Origin of the sequence: Parvibaculum sp. (genome assembly GCF_049651025.1) — a bacterium.
GTDB lineage: Bacteria > Pseudomonadota > Alphaproteobacteria > Parvibaculales > Parvibaculaceae > Parvibaculum.
Map to the genome: position 1 here is coordinate 22,339 of NZ_JBASBH010000072.1, position 21,779 is coordinate 44,117.

The following is a 21,779-nucleotide window of genomic DNA, read 5'->3' on the forward strand; positions in this document are numbered from 1 at the left end:
CCTCAATCCGCCGCGAGGGCGGTTGTTTGTATGTCGGGCTCCATCCAGAGCAAAAGCGCTGCATAGCCGCGCCATGGCCGCCAGGCTTGCGCCATATCCTCCATGGCCCGCGTCGAAATCGGAACGCCGTTGCCCGCCGCCTTGCGAAGGCCGAGATCGGCGGCGGGAAATGCGTCCGGCTCGCCGATGGCGCGAAGGGCGATGTAGTGAGCGGTCCAGGGCCCGATGCCCGGCACGGCGCAAAGCTCCTCGATTTTTTCATCGAGGCCGGTGGCCGGGCTGAAGTTGACCTTGCCGTCCGCAACCGCCCGCGAGAAAGCTTTGAGCGCCGAAATACGCCCACCCGTCAGGCCGAGCCCCGAAAGATCGCCATCGGCAAGCGCTTCAGCGGTCGGAAAATGATGCGTGATCGCGCCATCGGCTTCGCGCAGCGCCTCGCCGCAGCGTTTGACGACACGCCCCGCAAGCGTCGTCGCGCCTTTGACCGAAACCTGCTGGCCGAGTATGGCGCGCACGCCTAGTTCAAAACCGTCAAACGCGCCGGGCACGCGAATGCTGCCGGCTTGTGCAAGCCGTGGGGCAAGAACGGGGTCGTCCGCAAAGGCGCTGGCAATGGCGGAGGGTTCCGCGTCCAGATCGAAAATGCGCCTTGCCCGCGCCGCGATCTGGCGGATCGGCGGCGAGCTATTGGCGCGCGCATGCACGTCGGCGCGAATGGATATGTCGAGCGTGTTCACCTTCTTGCCCGGCGCGACCGTCAGATGACCCCGCGCATTGCCGAGGCGAAAGCTGCGGCGATATTGTGTGCTTGTTATTTCCTCGACGCCCGGAATGGCGCGGAAGGAGAGATAGCCGAGCATCTGCGTCCACTCGAAGGGCGGACGAAAGCCGAGCCGCAGCGTAATCGCATCGCCCACATTCTCGCGCGCCGCGCCGCGCCTGAGTGCCGTCGGCGGCACGCCATAGCTTGCGCGCACGGCATCGTTGAAGCGTCGAAGGCTTTGAAAGCCTGCCGCGAAGGCTATGTCGGCAAAACCCATATCCGTTTCGCTGATGAGCTGCTTTGCCGCCAGCAGCCGCCGGTTTGCGGCGACCGCCTGCGGCGTCGCGCCGACATGCGCGAGGAAGAGGCGGCGCAACTGCCGCGCGCCAAGGCCGACACGTTCGGCGAGGTCTTCAACGCCGCCTTTATCAAGCGCGCCTTCCTCGATCAGCCTGAGCGCGCGGCTCACGCTTGCCTGTGTGCCGACCCATGCGGGCGTGCCGGGCGCCGTTTCCGGGCGGCACCGCAAGCAGGAGCGAAAGCCCGCCGCTTCGGCGGCGGCGGCACTCGCCACGAAACGGCAATTGGATTTCTTCGGCACGCGCGCCGGGCAGATCGGGCGGCAATAGATCCCCGTCGAGGTCACGCAAACGAAAATGCGACCGTCAAAACGCGCATCCTTCGCCAGAAACGCGCGGTAGCAGAGGTCTGTGTCGAGGTCGGTGCTCATGGGCTGAAGTCTAGTCCCATGCGAAAAACCTCGCTCGCCAAAAACGGACATGTCCGTCGCCCCTGCGGAAGCTGCTGAAAGGCCTCAGATGCTGACAGAAATGTACGTGCTTTCAACGGCTTGTCCGCCCTCAATCGCTTGCGTCGGCTTGCGCCCCTGATAGGCTCCTCGGCAAAGCGGCCGCGGGCGGGGAGCTCGAAGAGCCGCAAGCGGAGGGGAGATAGAATGACGGATCGGGCAAGCGCCGGAATTGCGGTGCAGGGGGCAGGTGCAATTCCTGCGGCTGACTTCACGCCAGCCTATCGCAACTATGCGTTGATGGTGCTGATGTTCGCCTATACGGCGAATTACGTGGACCGCCAGATCCTCGCAATCCTGATGCAGCCGATCAAACTGGAACTCGGCCTTTCCGATACGCAGCTTGGCTTTCTCTCCGGTCTCACCTTTGCGATTTTCTATGCGACGCTGGGCGTGCCCATCGCCATGTGGGCGGACCGCTCCAACCGACGCAACATCATAAGCTGGGCACTGACGATCTTCTCCGGCATGACGGTCGTGTGCGGTTTCGTGACGAGCTTCGCGCAACTGGCCCTGGCTCGTATCGGTGTTGGCATCGGCGAGGCGGGTGCAAGCCCGCCCGCCCATTCGATGATCTCCGACATGTTCCCGCCGGAAAAGCGCGCCTCGGCGCTGGGCATTTACTCGCTCGGCATCAATCTCGGCATTCTGATCGGCTTCCTCGTCGGCGGCTGGATCACGCAATGGTATGGCTGGCGTGCAGCCTTCATGGTCGTCGGCGCGCCGGGGCTCATCATTGCCGCTCTCGTGCGCTTCACCTTGAAAGAGCCGCGGCGCGGCCAGGCCGATGGATTGACGAGCCAGGGGGCGGCTGCCGCACCGCGCATCGGCGAAGTCTTCAGCCTTCTCTGGTCGCAGAAATCTTTCCGCCATATTTCTTTTGGCGCGGCGCTGGCAGCTATCGGCGGCTATGCGGGCGTCAATTGGTTGCCCGCCTTTCTCGCGCGGTCCTTCGCAATGTCGTCGGGCGAAATCGGCACATCGCTGGCGCTGATCATCGGCTTTGCAGGCGGTGCAGGCACATTCCTCACCGGCTATCTCGCCGATCGTTATGGCAAGCGCGACATTCGCTGGAATGTCTGGGTCGTCGCCATTGTCGGCGCTTTCTGCTTTCCCTTTTCCGTCGCCATGTATCTCTCGGGCGACAAGGTGATGGCGCTGGCCTTCTTCGTCTATCCGGCATTTGCAGGCGCCGCCTATGTCGCCCCGGCGCTGGCCATGACGCAGGCGCTGGTGACGGTGCGCATGCGTGCGCAAGCCTCCGCCGTTCTCTTCCTCATTCTGAATCTGATCGGCATGGGTCTTGGGCCGCAACTCGCGGGCGTTCTGAGCGATCTCTACAACCCGGCCTATGGCGATGAATCGCTGCGCTACTCCCTGCTGACGATTTCAGTCGTCTGGCTCTGGGCAGCGCTTCACTTCGTCCTCGCCGCTCGCACGCTCAAGGAAGACATCGAGCGCGCAAGGCAGCACGGGCTGAAATAGATCAGGCGGTCAGTTCGAGCAGCTTCCGCAAAGGCTGTGGCCGCGCGACCAGATCGGCAAGCGTCAGGCCGTCGAGCACCGTGTAATAGGCTTCAAGCGCTTCACGGAGTGCGTGACGCAGCTTGCATGAGGCCGTGATGCGGCATTTGTTCGTCGAAGCCTGAAAGCATTCGACATGCTGGCCGTCATCTTCAATGCGCCGGACCAGCGCACCGATATTCACGTCTTCCGGCGCGCGCGCCAGCCGCAGCCCGCCGCCGCGCCCGCGCAGCGTCTCGATGATCCCGAGGCGGCCAAGCTCCGTCACGACCTTCATCAGATGATTGTTCGAAATCTCATAGGCATCGGAGATTTCCTGAATCGTCGACAGCTCTTCGCCCTTGAGCGCGACATACATCAAGAGCCGCAGCGAGTAATCGGTATAGAGAGTAAGCCGCATTGGCCATGACCTGTATTATTTGTCGCAGATAAACCTGCATTTATCATATTGCTTTCCGCCGGATAGGCAAGATACTAAAGAAGTATATGGTATGCATCTTATAGGAGGTGCGAGTGAGCGACGAATCCGCAAGCCCAAGACGACGGCCACTGCCGATGCCGGTAACGAATGAAGAAGAAATCGAGAGGGTTGTGCGCACCTTTTACAAGAGTGTGCGCGCCGACGCTCAGCTTGGCCCCATCTTTGAGCGCGTGATCGGCGATAATTGGGAACCTCATCTGCAGAAGATGTTCGCCTTCTGGTCGTCGGTCATGCTGATGTCGGGTCGCTACAAGGGCCAGCCCATGGTCGCGCATATGCGGCTGAAAATGGTGCAGCGGCATCATTTCGAGCGCTGGCTCGGCCTCTTTCACAAAACGACCGAAGAATTATGCACGCCGGAAACGGCTGAAGCTTTCATGGAGCGCGCCGCGCGCATCGCCGAGAGCTTGCAGATGGGGATGTTCTTCAACCCCAATTCCGCCGATCCCTCGCGCAAGCCGCATATAGCCGCAGTTCAGACTGGAGGGAAAAGGCCATGAGCGTAGCCCCACATCACGATTGGCACGGCCGTAACGTGCCGCTTGCACCCGACTTGCACCCCGGCGTTTTCGTCGCCGCAATCGGCGGCTGGGCCTGGCTCTTCGGCGCATTCTGGCTGGTTTTCGGCGGTCAGCGCGAAGGCGCCTTTATGATGGCCGTCGACACGGCCTTTCTCGCCGTCTTTTTCGGGACGCCCTATTTGCTGAAACGCACTGCCGACCGCTTTCTGAAACGCGAGGAACATCACGGCAGCTTCGCCGATTTTCTGCACGGCGACGTGCAAACGTGGACCGGAACCCTGAGCGGGTGGAGCGCATTGATCCAGGTCATCGTCGTGCCATTTTCAGTGGCGCTCGGCATGACGGCCATTGGCTTCATCATCGCCTCGGCGCGCGCGCAATACGGTGGTTGAGAGCTTCGTTTAACGCGGACGTCGCGGGAGGGGTAGGGCGCGCACGATGAGTGTGCGCCCTTTTACTTTGTCCCCGCTTTTGTGACATCGCCGCCACGGCGCGCGAAAATCTTTCCAGCTTATAGGCATCGAAAATCCCGGCTTTACGCCGCTTTTCGCGCTGCGCCGTGCCCTGTCATCAGACGGTCACAAAAGCGTTGCACGGGCTTCACGACCCGAAACTAAGAACAGCCTCGGGGCGGGGAAGCCGCCGCACGCAAGCCTTCATTATCAAAAGGTCATCACTCTTATGAAGCGCATCGGAACTTTCCTGGGCGCGCTCGCGGTGAGCATCACAGCCACCAGCGCGTTCGCAATTGACATCGACAGCCGGTACCAGCCGTACCAGCCGACAACCGGCGTGTCCGGCAGCCTGAAGTCCATCGGCTCCGACACATTGAACAATCTCATGACGCTGTGGTCGGAAGATTTCCGCGCCAAATATCCGACGGTGAAAATCGAAGTCGAAGGCAAGGGCTCGTCCACTGCCCCGCCCGCGCTGATCGCCGGCACCTCGCAGTTCGGCCCGATGTCGCGTCCGATGAAGGCCGCCGAGATCGACAGCTTCGAGCAGAAGTATGGCTACAAGCCGACGGCTGTGCGCGTCGCGGTCGATACGCTCGCGATCTTCGTCCACAAGGACAATCCGCTCTCCTGCCTTTCGCTGACGCAGCTTGACGGCATTTTCTCCAAGAGCCGCCTCTCCGGTTCGCCCGCCATCACGACATGGGGCCAGCTCGGTCTCACCGGCGAATGGGCAGGCAAGCCGATCTCGCTCTTCGGCCGCAACTCGGCATCGGGCACTTATGGCTACTTCAAGGAAGTGGCGATGGTGAACGGCGACTATCTCGACACGGTGAAAGAGCAGCCCGGTTCCTCTGCCGTCGTGCAGGGTGTTGCCGCCGACAAGTTCGCGATGGGCTATTCGGGCATCGGCTACAAGACCGCCGACGTGAAGGCGATCCAGGTCGCCGGTCGCGATGGCCAGTGCCAGGAAGCCAATCAGGCGAACGCCTATACGGGCGCTTATCCAATCACGCGCTTCCTCTACATCTACGTCAACAAGAACCCCTCGACGCCGCTCGATCCGCTGCGTGGCGAATTCCTCCGCTATCTGCTCTCGCTTGACGGGCAGAAGGACACGTCGAAGGACGGCTATTTCCCGATGCCCTATGTGTTTGCACAGCAGGAACTCGGCAAGCTCGGCCTGAAATAAGAACGAAGCCGGCGGGCAACCCCCGCCGGCTTTTTTGCCGCTACCGCTCGCCCCGGAAACCAGCGGCCCCGCCCGTCAATTTGCGTGAAGCGACACATGACCGACGCCACGATGCCAGATGTTCCCGCGCCGGACGGTTCGCGCCGTTCGATCGTCTATACGCGTGACAAGAAAACGAAGTCGTCCGTCATCTGGGCAGACCGTCTCGCCGGGCGCGTCATTACCATTGGCGGCTTCTTCGTCATCTTGACCGTCTTTGCCATCATGCTGTTTCTCGTCTGGGTCGCCATGCCGCTTTTCGGCAGCGGCACGGTGAGCGATGCAAAACGCTATACGCTCGACCTGACCGGCGAGCACGTCATCTCGACCTCCGTCGATGAATACCGGACCCTCGGCCTTGAACTCTCGCAAGAGGGAAAATTCACCGCCTTCCATGTGCCGACGGGCAGACGCATCAACGGCCTCGCCTTCGATTTCGGCGGCGCCGTACCGACCGCTTTCGCCCGCACATTGCAGGGCGACAATGTCGCCTTCGGTTTTCCCGATGGCACGGTGCGCCTCGGCAGCCTCGCCATTGCAAGCTCCATCGTGCCCGCAACCGCACTCCCCGCAAATCTGACGACGCTGCCCGGCGGCGACCGCACGGATGGCGTCGCGATCTATCTGAATGTCGCGGGCGATCAGGTGCGCCGTCTTCAGCCCACCATTGCCCTCGAAGCCTCCGCTCAGGTCGCACCGCAAGGCACGCCGATCCGCTTCCTCGACTACCGCGTCGGCGGCACGGCGGAACGCCCGCTGAAAACTTTCGTCTCCATCGACGAGCACGGCACGGCGCGCCTCAGCACCGCTTATGCCCAGGTCAATATGATGACCGGCGAGACCTCGACGACTTTCACAAACAGCGAAGTCCCGACGGGCCTCAATGTGAATGACATCGCAGCCGTCCTGCTCAACACGCCCGGCGATAGGCTTCTCGTCGCCACGAATGACGGCATGGTCCGCCGTTTCGACACGCGCGATCCCGCCCATGCGAAGCTCGCCGAAAGCGCGCGGCTTCTGCCCGCAGGCGTGAAGCCGACCGCCATTGTCTATCTCAATGGCGAGAATTCGCTGATCGTCGGCGGTGCCGACAATTCGCTTTCCATCTGGAGCCAGATCGACCGCAAGTCGCCCGATACGACAGACGGCAATGTGCTGACGAAAATCCACAACTTCGGCCCGCAGCCTGCGCCGCTCGAGCATTTCGCGGTGAGCCAGCGCACGCGCCTCTTCATCGGCGCCGATGCGCGCGGTGAAGTTGCGCTCTATCACGCGACGACGGAGCGCCGCGTGCTCACTTTTCCCTCACAAGGCAAGCTCTCGCCTGTCGCAACGCTGATCCTCGCGCCGCGCGACAATGGCGCGCTTGCCATCGGCAAGGATGGGGAGGTCCGCAACTGGACTTTCGACGTTCCCCACCCCGAAACGACAATCGGCTCGCTCTTCGGCAAGGTCTGGTATGAAGGCTATCCCGAACCCGGTTACACATGGCAGTCAACATCGGGCACAGATAGCGCCGAGCCGAAGCTCTCGCTCGTGCCTTTGATTTTCGGCACCATCAAGGGTGCGATCTACTCGCTGATCTTCGCCGTCCCGATTGCCCTGCTCGCCGCGATCTATACCGCCGAATTCATGCACTTTCGTGTTCGCGCCGTCGTGAAGCCCGTCATGGAGCTGATGGCCTCGCTGCCATCGGTCGTGATCGGTTTCGTCGTCGCGCTCGTCCTCTCGCCTATCGTCGAGAACTGGATCGCGGCCATCGTCATCGCCTTCGGCGTGATACCGCTGACACTGATCGGCCTCGCCTTTCTGTGGCAGCTCCTGCCGCAATCTCTGGCGCTGCGTCTCGACGGTATCCCGAAGCTCATCGCCTTCTTCATCGCCATCTTCCTTGGCATCTGGGCGGCGATGAATCTCGGGCCGCTCATCGAGCGCGGTTTCTTCGCTGGCGACTTCAAGGCATGGACATCCGGCGCCGGTACGGCGGCGCCCTTCCTCTTCCTTCTGGTCCTGCCGCTTTCCTTTATCCTCGTCTTCAATTTCGGGGATCGCCTTCTCGGGCAGTCATGGCGCGACCGTCTGCGGACAAAGGCCTATCACGTCGCAGGCGCATGGGAGCTTGGCCGCTGGCTCGTCTTCACGGTGATTGCCTTTGCCGTTGCTGCAGTTTCTGCATTTCTTCTCGGCGGCGCGGGCTTTGATGCGCGCGGCGGTCTCGTCGATACCTATATCCAACGCAATACGCTCATCGCCTCCTTCGGCATGGCCTTTGCTGTGATCCCGATCATCTATTCGATTGCGGAAGACGCGCTGGGTGCGGTGCCCGAACATTTGCGATCCGCATCGCTCGGTTGCGGCGCGACCAAGTGGCAAACGGCCGCCTGGGTCATTCTGCCGACCGCAGGTTCGGGGATTTTCTCCGCCATCATGATCGGCCTTGGCCGCGCGGTCGGCGAAACTATGATCGTCGTCATGGCGACGGGCAACACGCCAGTGCTCGACTGGAGCCTCTTCAACGGCCTGCGCGCCCTCTCGGCAAACATCAACGTCGAGCTGCCCGAAGCGGTGAAGGATTCGAGCCTCTACCGCACGCTCTTTCTCTGCGGTCTCGTGCTCTTCGTCATGACCTTCGTTCTGAACACATTTGCCGAAATCATCCGCCAGCGCTTTCGCAAGCGCGCCGCGCAGCTCTGACGGGTTAAATCATGGTCGATATGGCACGCATGAGCGACGAATATTCGAACGACGAGGAAAACGCATCGCCTGCGATCCGCACGGTCGTTACCCGCCGCAAGGCGAGCGACCTCACCGCGCGTGGTGAGCCGATGGTCTGGGCCATGGGCGGCTCGCTCGCCTTCGGCCTGATGATGATCACCGGCTTTCTCGCCCTGATCTTCTGGAACGGCTTCACCGCCTTCTGGCCGAAGCCCATCGACGTTGTCACCATGACGTCGGGTCGCGTCATTGCGGGCGAGCCCATGCGCGCGGAAGCCTTCCGCCCGACAGCGGACGCGCTGGCGGCCTTGCCCGCGCAGGTGCGGGCCGAGATCGAAAACAATGGCGGCTTTGCCGACCGCACGCTTTACCGCGTCGGCAATTATGATTTCTACGGCAATGATTTCGAGTGGGTGCCGATCTTCGATGTGAAGACAGTCACGCGGCCGAAAAACATGATGCTGGTCGAACGTCAGGAATGGGGAACCTTTGCCGGTACCATTCAGGCCCTCACCATTGACGGCAAGGTGATCGCAAATCCCGACATGGCCGCGCTCGACGCGGCGCATGCGCGTGCGCGGGCGCTGCGCGACAAACGCATCGGCGTCGAGCGCAATGGCGTCGGCGAGGTCAATCGCGAGATCAACGATCTGCGTCTCGCTGTCCGCCGCGCGGAAATCGACTACGGCACCGGCTCGGCTGAAATGAAAGCCGCCGCCGATCACGCCGCCGCTGAAACGAAACGCCTCACCGTCGATTTCGAGCGTCTGTCGGCCGATGTGCGCGCAGTGCGCGCGCAGGATGAGGCCATCACGGTGAAGGTCGCCGAGATCGGCGGCGCCACGCGCGAATTTCCGCTGTCGAATTTCGTTCGCTACTATCCCGCAAACGATCTGACGACAGCGCAGAAAATCGGCATCTATCTCGCGCGCTGGTGGGAATTCCTGAGCGCCGAGCCGCGCGAGGCAAACACCGAAGGCGGCGTCTGGCCCGCCATCTTCGGCACCTTCGTGATGACGGTGGTGATGAGCCTTCTCGTCGCGCCCTTCGGCATCGTTGCGGCGCTTTACCTGCGCGAATATGCGCGCCAGGGCCGCATCGTTTCGCTGGTCCGCATCTGCGTCAACAATCTCGCAGGCGTGCCTTCAATCGTTTACGGCGTCTTCGGCCTCGGCTTCTTCGCCTATGTGCTCGGCGGCTCCATCGACCAGTTATTCTATCCAGAGCGCCTGCCAAGTCCGACCTTCGGCACGGGCGGCCTTCTCTGGGCATCGCTGACGCTGGCGCTTCTCACTGTGCCTGTCGTCGTCGTCGCGACGGAGGAATCGCTTGCCGCCGTGCCGCGCTCCATGCGCGAAGGCTCGCTCGCTTGCGGCGCATCGAAATGGCAGACGATCAAATGGATCGTGTTACCCCGCGCCATGCCCGGCATCATGACGGGGCTCATTCTCGCCATGGCGCGCGGCGCCGGCGAAGTAGCGCCGCTGATGATCGTCGGCGTCGTCAAGCTCGCGCCCGAGCTTCCCGTCGATGCGATCTTCCCCTTCGTGCATCTCGAGCGCTCGTTCATGCATCTCGGCTTTCACATCTACGATGTCGGCTTTCAGTCGCGCAATTCGGAAGCAGGCCGCTCGATGGTCTTCGTGACGGCGCTGGTGCTGCTCGCACTGGTGCTTGCCCTCAATGCAGTTTCGATCAAAGTCCGCAACCGGCTGAAGCGTCGCTTCGCCGGTGACAAGTTCTGATTTCGGCCAAAGGAATACCGACATGGCAACTGCCACGGCGCGCATAATAGACGAAACCCCGATTTCGGCAGGCACCGACACTTATGAGCCGACGGTCTATCACCCGGTCGAAAGCCCGACCGGCGTCGAAATCTCCATTCGCGATTTCAAGCTCTGGTACGGGCAGGCGCAGGCGCTGCATGGCGTCTCGATGGATATCCAGAAGGGCATGGTCACCTCGCTGATCGGCCCGTCCGGCTGCGGCAAGTCCACGCTCCTGCGCTCGCTCAACCGTATGAATGATCTCATCGACAATCTGCATGTCGCAGGCGAAGTGCATCTTTCGGGCGAGCCGATTTTCGGTCCGCAGGTCGACGTGATCGCACTCAGAAAGCGCATGGGCATGGTCTTTCAGAAGCCAAACCCCTTCCCGATGACGATTGCCGAAAACGTCACCTATCCGCTGAAGGTTGACGGCGTGACGAACAAGAAACTGCTTGCTGAAGCCTGCGAGGCGTCGCTGAAGGGCGCGGCCTTGTGGGACGAGGTGAAGGACCGCCTCAACGACAGCGCCCTCGGCCTCTCGGGCGGCCAGCAGCAGCGCCTCTGCATCGCGCGCGCCATTGCGGGCAACCCCGACGTGCTGCTTATGGACGAGCCCTGCTCGGCGCTCGATCCGATTGCCACGTTGCGCATCGAGCAACTCATTGAAGAGCTGAAATCGACCTACACCATCGTCATCGTCACGCACAACATGCAGCAGGCCGCACGCGTGTCCGACAATACGGCCTTCATGTATCTCGGCCGGCTGATCGAATATGGCGCGACGAAGGAAGTCTTCACCAATCCCCTGTCGCGGCGCACGGAAGAATATGTCACCGGCCGCTTCGGCTAGGCGCAGCGGCGATCAAGCATTCCTCGCGAGAAGACCCCCTCGCAAACTCGTAGCCCCGCCGGGAAACTGGCGGGGCCTTTTTTTATCCGATGACGGCCAAACTTCCCTTCCGCCAATCGCCATCGCCACCCCGGCCTTGTGCCGGGGTCCAGGAGCCGCTTCCTCCGCGCCTGCCGCTATGGATCCCGGGTCAAGCCCGGGATGACGGTTTGATCTTGCACACCGCACAAACAAAACCCCCGGAGCCGAAGCTCCGGGGGCCTTTGCCTGACGACCTGCGAGGATCGGATCAGAAAGCGAACTGCAGACGGGCTGCAACCGCGTCGTAGTCGATGTTCTGGACAGCCGCACCGCCGGTTGCCCGCTTGTCGGCGCTGACGTTCAGATATTCGACCATCGCGCGCACGTTGTTGATCGGGTACCAGTTGAGGCCGACCGTGATGATGTCCTGCTTGCCGCCGGCAACGCCGCCTGCTGCAGAAGTAAGGCCATCATTGTAGTTGAGGTCGGTCTGACTGTAGCGCGCCGCAATCTCCCATGCGCCGGTGCTGCCACCGAAGCTGAAGGGGCTGGCGGGCTTCACGCCCTTATAGGCCGCGTCTTCCATGGAGTACTTGTACTCTTCGCCCGTGAGCACCCAGGAGGCCTGAATGTACCAGGAGTTGAAGTCCGGATCAGGCATCGTGCCGACGCGGTCAACCTTGTAGTAGTAATACTCACCCTGCACCTTGAACGGGCCGTAATTCGCGGCAAGTTCCGGACCGACGACATAGGCGCTGCTGGCTACAAGATTGCCGGTATCGATAATGCGCGAGGGATCGACGCGCAGTTCCGGACGGTCGCGGAAACGGACCTGACCGGCCGTGCCGCCATTGGCGCTCGGATCCATCGCGTAAGTGCCCGACAGGCCGAGATGGACGTTGGATTTTTCGATCGGCTGGAACCGGAAGGCCGTGCGACCGACGATGTTCGAGCCTTCATTCGACGTATTGGCCTGGCCAACCGTTTCCGCCGTGTAGAAGAGCGAGCCGTAGAAATCGGACGTATTGCCTTTCGCACCAAAGGAGATGCGGCCATCGCCTGCGCCAAGCGAGGTGGCGAGGTTCGATGCCGTCGCGCGCTCGATGAAGGTGATGTCGTTGGATGAGGTCACGTCGTCAAGCGACATGGGCGTCTGGATCGCGCCCGCCATGATCGAAATGCCCTTGATCCCGTTATACGAGAGATAGAGATCTTTGATCGTGCTCGTTTTTTCGTTGCCGCTATCGCCCCACTGGAAGGTCATCTTGTAACCCCAGTCGCGCATGAACGTGCCTTCGGCGCCGAGTTCAGCGCGACGGAAGTTGAAACCGGAGTTGAGGCCGGTCGTCGACGAACCGAGCGTGCCGAGCTTCGCGCTATCTGAGTCGCTGATATTGTAGGAAGCCATGTCGAGATGCGCACGACCGCGGATCGACATGGTGAAAAGGCCATCGCCCGTGCGGAAGGTCGGCTTGCCGTCCTTGAAGTCGAGCTGGACGGCGTCCTGCTTTTCCTTGATTTCCTTGATCTCGTTGCCGGACTGAATCGCAATATCGTCAAGCCGCTGGGTCAGTGTCTCAATCTGCGCCTTCAGCGCGTCAATTTCGCCCTGCGACGCACCAGCCGAGCCGGCAAAAGCCGGGCCCGCGAGCATCGCTGCTGCACCGAGCGCGGTGCTTGCCAGCAGAATTTTTCTCAACGTCATGCGACGTCTCCATATTTGATGGTTGAGCTTCTGTGCAGGATCGCGCCCCGAGAGTCATGCCCACGAACGCCCCTGGGGAGCGAAGTAACAGAGCTAAATGACGGTTAGGTCCCAGTTCGATGACAGACGCATGACGCAAGCCAGGTGTGGCTCATCTGCATCGCTGGCCGATATGGAGATAACAAAAAAGCGCCCGTCTGGGCGCTTGGAGCGAAATGGGGAAATGGTGCACCCGACACGATTCGAACGTGTGGCCTCTGCCTTCGGAGGGAATATCGCTGGCTCCGCCAAAAAGCGCAAGGAGCCGCCAATGCCCGCCTATCATACTGTAAAACCTAAACAATTTGCATTCATCCTCCGCCAAACGTACTCTTCCGCACGCCACAGTTTTCGCCCGCGTGCTTACGTAGTGCTTACGCGAGAGGAAGCTGCAGGGTCGGAGGAAGCCCATGCCTAAGCTCACAAAACGCGTCGTCGACGCCGCAGAAAGTTGCGCAAAAGATTACGTCATATGGGACGACGAACTGCCCGGCTTCGGCCTCCGCGTGTTCGCGTCCGGCAAGCGCAGCTACGTGATCCAGTATCGGCTCGGTAAGCGGTCGCGCCGCTTCACGATTGGATTGCACGGCGTCTGGACGCCTGAGCGCGCGCGCCAGGAGGCGAAGGTGCAGTTGGGACGGATCGCGCAGGGCGAAGATCCGGCCGAAGAGAAGCAGCTCGACAGCAAGGCGATCACCGTCAAGGAGCTGTGTGACCTCTACGTTGCCGATCTGAAAGCCGGACTCATCCTCGGTAAGGGAGGCCGCCCGAAGAAAGCCAGCACCATCCTCTCCGACACCGGGCGCATCGAGCGTCACATCATTCCCCTGCTTGGTACACGCAGGGTCAAGGATCTGGTGAAGGCCGATATCACAAAGGCTCTGAAGGACATCATGGCTGGCAAGACTCGTTGCAGCGTCAAGACGAAGAAGCTTCGCGGCCGCGCTATCGTGCGTGGTGGAGCGGGTACGGCGACGCGCACCATCGGGCTCTTTGGCGGAATACTGACCTACGCAGTCGAGGCTGGCATCATAGATCTGAATCCAGCACATGGCGTCCGACGGCCGAAGGACAACGTCCGGGCGCGGCGTCTGACCGAGGCAGAATATCGATTGCTCGGTGAGATTCTGGATAAGGCGGCCAAGACCGAAAAATACGAACTATCGGTCGAGATAATTCGGCAGCTCGCGCTCACCGGGTGCCGGCGAACGGAAATGGTGACGCTCGCCTGGGCCGAGGTGGACACCAGCGCGAGTTGCTTGCGCCTGATTGATAGTAAGGAAGGAAGCTCCATCCGCCCGATCGGCCTCCCTGTCGTCGAGTACCTCGAAGCAAGTCGGAAAGCTGGCACAGGCACCTACGTGTTCCCCGGACACGGAGACGACAATGCGTTCGGAAGCCTTCCAAACCATTGGGAGCAGATATTCAGAGAGACGCCGCTGGCCGACATTACACCCCACGTCCTGCGGCACAGCTTTGCCAGCATCGCAAACGATCTTGGCTTCACGGAGGTGACGATCGCTGCTCTCGTTGGTCACTCAAAGGGCTCGGTCACCAGCAACTACATTCACACGCTCGATACAGCGCTCATCATGGCCGCTGACACGATTGCCGGTTACATCCAGGGCCTGCTCGACGGAATCGAGTTCAAGCAAACGGCCTACGCGGTAGACCGTGACTCTCGCCGCGCAGCACTCGCTCGCTTCCTTCAACAAGCTTCGGTGCCGAATGCCGCCGAGGTGGCCGATGAGCAGCAACGCGCCGCCGCGTAGCAGACAGGGTAGCGGTGCTGCCAACCTAGGCACGCCGCTACTTGCAAGTCAGAAAAACATGCCTTATTTTCTGACATATGAAGACGGTAAGCGCCTCCGTTCCGGATAAGGTCATGAAACGCGTTCGCGCTAGCGGACGCGGCAGCGTCTTCACGCCCAGCGACTTTCTCTCTGTCGCCGCTCGCTCCTCGGTTGATCAGGCCCTTTCACGGTTAGTAAAGGGCGGACAGCTCCGTCGGCTTGCGCGCGGGCTCTACGACTTTCCAAAGCTGCATCCGAAGCTCGGGCCACTGTCGCCCGCACCGGACGATGTCGCCCATGCTCTTGCCCGGGAGACCGGCTCGCAGGTGCAGATCGCCGGCGCGCGGGCAGCGAACGCGCTCGGCCTTTCGGCGCAGGTCCCTGCCCAAAGCACCTATTTGACCGACGGCCCATCGCGGCGCGTCGTGGTGGGAAAGCGTATCGTGGATCTTCGCCATGCCTCGCCCAAGCATCTGATCGCACCGGGCAGTCCCGCCGGGACGGTGGTTCAGGCGCTTCGTCATGTTGGCCCCATTCGGGCGGCTGATGTCGCGCAAGTCGCGGCGCGCCAGCTGTCAGCCAACGACAAGAAGACGTTGGCCTCAACCGCTCTTCAAGCGCCTGCCTGGATGAGGCCAACGCTCGTCTCGATCGCCAACGCAGCGGTGGCCAGTATCGATGGATGATGTCGCCCGCCTTCCCAGCGCCGATCGCGCAGCTCTCTTCGGGGAAACCGGCGCCGGGCGGGGCGTCGCCGAAACGATTATCGAAAAGGACTTCTGGGTCTGTTGGAGCCTGAAGCGCCTGTTCGGTCTGCCGAAGGGCGCCACGGCGTCCCTTGTCTTCAAGGGTGGCACGTCGCTCTCCAAGGCGTTCAATGCCATCCGCCGGTTCTCCGAGGACATTGACCTATCGTTCGACAGGGCTGAACTCGGATACACCGGCGAGCGCGACCCCGAGAAGGAGGGGATCAGCAGGAAGCAGGCGGCCCGGCTGATCGATGATCTGGTCAGCGACGTCGAGCGGCACATCGCCGAGAAGCTTCTCCCGGCGCTTCGCGCCGCGATCGTCGAACAACTCGGCGAGCCAACCAACGGCGAGTGGTCGCTGAAGGTAGACTCCAGCGACGCCCAAACCGTCAACTTCCACTATCCGACCGCGCTGCCTGCCGCCGAATACGAAGGCATGGCCTACATTACCCCGCGGGTAAAATTCGAGCTCGGCGCGCGCGGCGATCCCTGGCCGACCGAGGAGAAAGTCATCCACCCCTACGCGGCCGACGACTATCCGGACTTCTTCGCCGATCCTGACACCAGCGTGACCGTGCTGTCAGCCCGACGGACCTTTTGGGAGAAGGCGACCGCGCTCCACGCGGAGGTGCATCGCCCTGCCGAGTCACCGACGCCGCAGTATTTCTCGCGGCACTATTACGACCTCGCCATGCTCCTCGACACCGACGAGGGTCAAGCCGCCGTTGCCGATCTCGGTTTGCTGGCGCAGGTGGCGCAGCACAAAGCCACCTTCTTCCGTTCGGGCTGGGCCAGCTACGAAACGGCTCGACCAGGCACGCTCCGGCTGATGCCGGACGACGCTCGGATCAAAGACCTGCGAGCCGATTATCGGGCGATGGCGCCGATGATGTTTGACCAGACACCGCCGTCATTCGACGATTTGCTCAAGCAGATGAGTGCTCTGCAGAAGGCGATCAACGATGGAAGAGGCGCGAAGCAGAAGTGACCCGTGACTGCCTTCAACTGACACTTCGCCGCGACGCGCGGGAGGCAATGTGAGGCGCGATGCTTGAGTTCGATGGCAGATGGCGTTTTGACAGTCCCGGCCCGATCGGGGCCGACGCGGTACGGGGGTTTCGCGAACTGATCGATCGCATCTGCGGTCAAGCACCACGCAAGTGGGTCCTTGAACACTTCAAGTCTCATTTTGCAGCGGCCGCCGGGGTACCGCACTACACCAGCAGCGATGCGGGCTGGGCGTCGTCTGACCTCGACACCAAAATGGATGAGGCTAGCGGAAACACTCCGCTCTTTATCGAGGCATTCTACGACGCCTGCGAAGAGCTGCGTATGCAGCAGCCCGACATCACGCTGCCCGAAATCGGCCGCTTAAATCGAATCTTGAGCGATGCTGGTGCCGGGTTTCAGATCAACCCGCCCCATCTCGTCGCAACACGTGTCCACATTCCGATCAGTGTTCCGGACGCGCCTCCATCGCTTGATGAGCAAGCCCGAGAGTTGATTAGTCAGGCTCTACACGCATCTGAACGCGCTCTGAGCGAGGGCAGCGGAAGACAAGCGGTCCAGGAGGTGCTGTGGCTGCTGGAAACAATCTCCACTGCCTTCAGGGGCCTAGATGCAGAGGACGGCAGTATCCAAGGCCGTTACTTCAATAAGATCATCGGCGAACTGCGACAGCGCGGTCGCGGTCACCAGGAGCAGATCCTGCAGTGGATGATAACTCTCCACGGCTATCTGTCGTCACCGACCGGTGGCGGCGTGCGCCACGGGGTGGATCTCAAAGACGGCCTTGCCCTCGGGATCGACGAGGCACGGCTCTATTGCAATCTTATCCGCAGCTATCTGACCTTCCTTATAGCGGAACATGGGCGGCTAGCCGGGCGGTCAGCGTGACGACCTACATGACGAAGACTTGGGGGTTTGGAACGCCGTCCGGCCCCCTCCAGTTCAGTCAGCGCGGCTGGCGGGACCGTGCCCGCGACATGCTTCGCCCCGGAGACCTGGTAGTCATCGTCGGCACGATGGGAGACGAAACACTACCGGGGGAGCGGGGAATGATGCTCGGCCTGATGGAGCCAACGACGACGATCGTCAGCTCTCTCGACTACGATCTTGCGCGAGGCCCCCGCGATTATGACGAAACCGGAAGCTATCGCTGGCCATACGGGCTCGAATTGCGGAAGGCGTGGCGCTTCAGGGAACCTCGCACCCCGTTTGCCGCCATCTCATCGCGACGGTTCAGCATGGATTCGGCGCAAGGGATCGTCCCACTTCTTCCAGAGGAAGCCGAAGCGGCGCTGCGATTGCCGCGCGAGCCAATCGCTCTGCTCAGGCCCGCACGGACCGAAGCTCGGATTTCTGGCATCGAAGTCGCTCGGCGACGCGGAGCGCCTCCGCCATCTACCACACGCACCGGCGTCATGCACATGCGGCGCGCGCCAGCTTTCACCTACGCCATGAGGATCGAAGGCGCAGCGACGCCGTGCTGCAAGATCGGCTGGTCCTTCGACTGGAGAACGAGGGAAAGGCAATTCAACCAAGCGGCCATGCCAGAGGTAGGCGGTTTGCGCTACCGGACCGTCCTGCATGAACTCTGGGATAGTGCGGCCGAAGCCTTTCGAATGGAGCAGGCACTCCTGAGGAAATTTGACGCCCGGCGGCATCCGCAAAACCGCGAAATCCTGTCAAGCACTGACGCGGAAGCCCTCCAGCGAGCTTGGATCGACTACATAATGGAAGCTCGCCGTCACCGCCGGTAAATCTGCCGATCGGCCCAGACGCCCAAGGCACATCTGACAGATGGCGCTCCGGCCGACAAATACCTCCGAAAACAGTCTCTTGTTTTGCTCTCCTGAATGGTTCATAGAGGGTGAGTTTTCGGAGGATCCTTTGTTAATCGGCTATGCGCGGCCCTCATTGCGGGATCAATCGCCAGAAACCCAACTCGCCGCTCTTGAAGAGGCGGGTTGCGAGAGGATTTTCATCGAGACGCTAACAGGTGCCCAAAGAGACAGGCCTCAGCTGAGATCGGTGCTTGGCGAATTCGGCCAGGGCGACACTCTGGTAATTTGGAAGCTCGATCGGCTGGCGCGGTCGCTCCGGCAACTCACCGATACCATTTCCGAGCTGCAGCAGAGACGCATAAGCCTGCGGGTATTAGCTCCGGACTTGTCCTTCGAAATGACCTCGGGAGACATGGGGCTTCGTTTTTTTGCGGCTATTGCTGAATTCGATCGGGAGTTGGCGCGCGAAAAGTCCAGCAAAGGTCTAGCCGCGGCTAAGGCGCTTGGTCGCCGAGGTGGGCGAAAGCCAGCAATGGGTCCCACCGATATCAGCCGTGCAAAACGCCTGCTGATGGACACCAATGTGACGGTGGAAGAGGTTGCCAAGCAGATGGGTGTTCAGCCTTCCACTCTGTACCGGCATATCCCGGGTGGGCGCAGCTCGCTTGCGCACGCCTCAGACGGGTAACGGTGCTCTCAGGTTTGAAGGCGAAACGGACGGGGCATGGGAAGTTGGGCTTGAGCGAGAGAGACATTTGCACGAAGCTGATCACGCCGGCGGTGGTGGCGGCAGGGTGGGACGTTAACGCCCAACTGCGCGAAGAAGTTACACTTACCGATGGTCGAGTCATTGTGCGGGGCAAGCTCTCAACTCGTGGTCGACAGCTACGGGCTGACTACGTCCTCTATCACCGCCCAAACGTTCCACTAGCTGTCATCGAAGCGAAGGACGCAAGCCACTCTCCTTCAGCTGGTCTCCAGCAAGCGCTGGGCTACGGCGAGATGCTGGACGTCCCGTTCGTTTTTTCTTCGAACGGTAGCCGGTTCGTCTTCCACGACAAGACATCTCAGGGCGATCTAGAGCGGGAGCTTGAGATGTCCGAGTTCCCGAGTCCCGCCGAGCTTTGGCGAAAGTTTCAGGTTTGGAAGGGGCTCGACGAACCTGCGTCGCAAATCGTCGAGCAGGGATACTATGCCGCGCCCGATGGAAAGGCTCCGCGCTATTACCAGGCCACTGCGGTTAACCGCGCTGTCGCTGCTGTAGCGAACGGTCAAGATCGCATTCTGCTGGTGATGGCAACCGGCACTGGCAAGACATATACTGCTTTTCAGATTATCTGGCGGCTATGGAAAGCCCGAGCAAAAAAGCGCATCCTTTTCCTGGCAGATCGCAATATCCTTGTTGATCAAACCAAGAGCAACGATTTCGCTCCGTTTGGCGGAGCGATGACAAAAATCGCGAACCGTCAAGTTGATAAGTCCTACGAAATTTACCTCGCGCTCTACCAGGCTGTGTCTGGAACGACAGACGAACAGGATATCTACAAACAGTTTTCTCCTGATTTCTTTGACCTAATTATAGTCGACGAATGTCATCGGGGAAGCGCGGCAGCGGACTCTGCTTGGCGCGATATTCTGGCGTACTACAGCAGCGCTACACAAATTGGAATGACGGCGACGCCCAAGGAGACGGCTGACGTTTCTAGCACCGATTACTTTGGCGAGCCGATATACACGTATTCGCTAAGGCAGGGTATCGAGGACGGTTTTCTCGCTCCATACAAAGTTATTCGATACGATCTAGATCTCGATCTGATCGGGTATCGGCCGCATGTCGGTGACGTTGACCGCTATGGTCACGCCGTCGAGGATCGCATTTACGGGCAAAGTGATGTCGACACGAAGGTGGTTTTTGACCCGCGGACTAAACTCGTCGCCGCGAAAGTAACAGAGTTTCTTAAAGGGAATGATCGCTTTGGAAAGACAATCGTGTTTTGCGAAGACACCGAACATGCAGATCGTATGCGTAAGGAACTAGCCAACGCGAACGCCGATCTTGTTGCAGATAACTACCGATACGTTGTTCGCATGACAGGCGACGACGCGGCGGGCACCGCAGAACTAGATAATTTCATTGATCCCTTCTCGTCGCACCCCGTCATTGCCACCACCTCGAAGCTTCTCACGACGGGGGTGGACGTAAAAACCTGCAAGCTCATCGTTCTCGATCAGCGCATCCAGTCGATGACGGAGTTCAAGCAAATAATTGGCCGTGGCACGCGTATTGATGAGGCAAACGGGAAACGCTTCTTCACGATCATGGATTTTAAGCGCGCCACTGAGTTGTTCGCTGATCCCGCGTTCGATGGAGATCCCGTCCAGATCTTTGAGCCCCCACTCGACGCAGACCTCGAAGAACTTGAGAACAGCGTTGAGAGCGATCAGGTTGCAGCATCGGCGGTGGAGCAACCCACCGATAGCGCCAGGCCTAGAAAATACTACATCGACGGCGTGGAGGTGGAGGTCGCCGCACGCCGCGTTCAATATCTAGACGCTGAGGGTAAGCTCATCACCGAGGCGCTGAGCGCGTACGTGAAGCGCAAACTTCAGGACAAGTACCTTACCTTGGGGAACTTTCTCGCCCGATGGACGGAGGCTGAACGGAAGCAGGCGATCCTTGCCGAGGTCGAAGAACTTGGCATTCCACTAGATGCTCTGCGCGAAGAGGCACCGAATGGAGCCGGCTACGATACGTTCGATTTAGTATGCCACATTGCGTTCGACCGCCCCCTTTTGACCCGTCGTGAGCGGGCTGCCCGCGTTCGCGACCGCCAGCCATTCGGAGCCTACAGCGAGCGGGCGAGAACGGTCTTGTATGCGTTGCTCGACAAATACGCCGACGACGACGGTGCGACGTTGGAGAGCGGCAAAATCCTCCACCTAAAGCCATTCGACCAAATCGGTACGCCAGTTGAGATCATAAAGCGCGTCTTCGGTGGAAAGGATCAATACCAAGCCGCTGTCCGTGAACTCGAAACCCAAATTTACGCGGAGGCCTGAGATGGCGGATGTAACTAACGCCCTCAAGGCTATCCAGGACACAATGCGCAAGGACGCAGGGGTTGATGGCGATGCACAGCGCATCGGCCAACTCGTCTGGATGTTTTTTCTCAAGATTTTTGACGACCGCGAAGAGGAGCTAGCGCTCCTTGATGACGAGTACCAGTCGCCTATGCCGCTGACGTTGCGGTGGTCGGAATGGGCGGCGGATCCTGAAGGGATCACTGGCGACGAGTTGCTGACCTTCGTTAACAACAAGCTCTTTCCTGGCTTGAAGGGACTGAATCTTGACGTAGCGGAGCGGTCGCGCGCCCAGGTTATCTACAGCGTGTTTCAAGACGCGATAAACTATATGAAATCCGGCACGTTGCTTCGGCAGGTTATCAATAAGATCAATGACATTGACTTCAACAACCTTGGCGACCGCCATACGTTTGGTGATGTTTACGAGCAAATACTCCGCGACTTGCAAAGCGCTGGAAACGCGGGCGAATTCTACACGCCCAGGG

The 21,779-nt window shown here is 60.6% G+C and carries 18 protein-coding genes; 15 read left to right on the top strand and 3 right to left on the bottom strand.

The annotated features are described in order from the left end of the window. Window positions 1-2: 2 nt before the first annotated feature. The gene (locus WA943_RS09815) at window positions 3-1,493 is read right to left on the bottom strand and encodes an AlkA N-terminal domain-containing protein (RefSeq protein ID WP_424469694.1); all 1,491 of its coding nucleotides are present in this window, start codon (window positions 1,491-1,493) and stop codon (window positions 3-5) included. Between the two features lie 225 nt (window positions 1,494-1,718). Here WA943_RS09815 and WA943_RS09820 point away from each other — a divergent pair, with 225 nt between their 5' ends. Continuing rightward, window positions 1,719-3,056, top strand: coding sequence for a spinster family MFS transporter (locus tag WA943_RS09820; RefSeq protein ID WP_424469695.1), 1,338 nt, complete (start codon window positions 1,719-1,721; stop codon window positions 3,054-3,056). Window position 3,057: 1 nt separating this feature from the next. Here the strand turns inward: WA943_RS09820 and WA943_RS09825 are convergent, their stop codons facing one another. After that, window positions 3,058-3,495: an Rrf2 family transcriptional regulator gene (locus tag WA943_RS09825; RefSeq protein WP_424469696.1), complete on the bottom strand. Its 438-nt coding sequence runs from the start codon at window positions 3,493-3,495 to the stop codon at window positions 3,058-3,060. Window positions 3,496-3,608: 113 nt separating this feature from the next. Here WA943_RS09825 and WA943_RS09830 point away from each other — a divergent pair, with 113 nt between their 5' ends. The 6 genes from WA943_RS09830 (at window position 3,609) to pstB (ending at window position 11,117) form a co-directional block, all read left to right on the top strand. Continuing rightward, window positions 3,609-4,076 (top strand): group III truncated hemoglobin, encoded by a 468-nt coding sequence (locus WA943_RS09830; RefSeq protein WP_424469697.1) that lies wholly within the window; start codon window positions 3,609-3,611, stop codon window positions 4,074-4,076. Beyond that, the gene (locus WA943_RS09835; RefSeq protein ID WP_424469698.1) at window positions 4,073-4,489 is read left to right on the top strand and encodes a hypothetical protein; all 417 of its coding nucleotides are present in this window, start codon (window positions 4,073-4,075) and stop codon (window positions 4,487-4,489) included. Before WA943_RS09830 ends, WA943_RS09835 begins: the two co-directional genes overlap by 4 nt. Window positions 4,490-4,778: 289 nt before the next feature. After that, window positions 4,779-5,744, top strand: coding sequence for a PstS family phosphate ABC transporter substrate-binding protein (locus WA943_RS09840; protein ID WP_424469699.1), 966 nt, complete (start codon window positions 4,779-4,781; stop codon window positions 5,742-5,744). A 96-nt stretch (window positions 5,745-5,840) separates the two neighbouring features. Then, window positions 5,841-8,477 (top strand): ABC transporter permease subunit, encoded by a 2,637-nt coding sequence (locus WA943_RS09845; RefSeq protein ID WP_424469700.1) that lies wholly within the window; start codon window positions 5,841-5,843, stop codon window positions 8,475-8,477. Window positions 8,478-8,488: 11 nt separating this feature from the next. Beyond that, window positions 8,489-10,243, top strand: coding sequence for a phosphate ABC transporter permease PstA (gene pstA / locus WA943_RS09850; protein WP_424469701.1), 1,755 nt, complete (start codon window positions 8,489-8,491; stop codon window positions 10,241-10,243). Window positions 10,244-10,265: 22 nt separating this feature from the next. Next, window positions 10,266-11,117: a phosphate ABC transporter ATP-binding protein PstB gene (pstB, locus tag WA943_RS09855; protein WP_424469702.1), complete on the top strand. Its 852-nt coding sequence runs from the start codon at window positions 10,266-10,268 to the stop codon at window positions 11,115-11,117. A gap of 289 nt (window positions 11,118-11,406) precedes the next feature. Here pstB and WA943_RS09860 read toward each other — a convergent pair whose 3' ends face one another. Continuing rightward, on the bottom strand, window positions 11,407-12,843 hold the full coding sequence (locus tag WA943_RS09860) for an OprO/OprP family phosphate-selective porin (protein WP_424469703.1): 1,437 nt from the start codon (window positions 12,841-12,843) through the stop codon (window positions 11,407-11,409). 449 nt (window positions 12,844-13,292) lie between these two features. Between WA943_RS09860 and WA943_RS09865 the strand changes: the two genes are divergently transcribed. The 8 genes from WA943_RS09865 to WA943_RS09900 form a co-directional block, all read left to right on the top strand. After that, window positions 13,293-14,654, top strand: coding sequence for a tyrosine-type recombinase/integrase (locus WA943_RS09865; RefSeq protein WP_424469704.1), 1,362 nt, complete (start codon window positions 13,293-13,295; stop codon window positions 14,652-14,654). 113 nt (window positions 14,655-14,767) lie between these two features. After that, a complete protein-coding gene (locus tag WA943_RS09870; protein WP_424469705.1) occupies window positions 14,768-15,361 on the top strand; it encodes a DUF6088 family protein in 594 nt (197 codons plus the stop codon). Continuing rightward, window positions 15,354-16,412 carry a nucleotidyl transferase AbiEii/AbiGii toxin family protein gene (locus tag WA943_RS09875; protein ID WP_424469706.1) on the top strand — a complete coding sequence of 353 codons (1,059 nt, stop codon included), beginning with the start codon at window positions 15,354-15,356 and terminating at the stop codon, window positions 16,410-16,412. The genes WA943_RS09870 and WA943_RS09875 overlap by 8 nt, the downstream gene beginning before the upstream one ends. 59 nt (window positions 16,413-16,471) lie before the next feature. Beyond that, on the top strand, window positions 16,472-17,320 hold the full coding sequence (locus tag WA943_RS09880; RefSeq protein WP_424469707.1) for a hypothetical protein: 849 nt from the start codon (window positions 16,472-16,474) through the stop codon (window positions 17,318-17,320). Window positions 17,321-17,481: 161 nt separating this feature from the next. Continuing rightward, window positions 17,482-18,186, top strand: coding sequence for a hypothetical protein (locus WA943_RS09885; protein ID WP_424469708.1), 705 nt, complete (start codon window positions 17,482-17,484; stop codon window positions 18,184-18,186). Between the two features lie 40 nt (window positions 18,187-18,226). Continuing rightward, window positions 18,227-18,898 carry a recombinase family protein gene (locus WA943_RS09890; protein WP_424469709.1) on the top strand — a complete coding sequence of 224 codons (672 nt, stop codon included), beginning with the start codon at window positions 18,227-18,229 and terminating at the stop codon, window positions 18,896-18,898. A 14-nt stretch (window positions 18,899-18,912) separates the two neighbouring features. Beyond that, window positions 18,913-21,270 carry an EcoAI/FtnUII family type I restriction enzme subunit R gene (hsdR, locus tag WA943_RS09895; protein WP_424469710.1) on the top strand — a complete coding sequence of 786 codons (2,358 nt, stop codon included), beginning with the start codon at window positions 18,913-18,915 and terminating at the stop codon, window positions 21,268-21,270. A gap of 1 nt (window position 21,271) precedes the next feature. Then, window positions 21,272-21,779, top strand: a 508-nt coding sequence (locus tag WA943_RS09900) for a type I restriction-modification system subunit M N-terminal domain-containing protein (RefSeq protein WP_424469711.1), incomplete at its 3' end; no start/stop codon positions are given.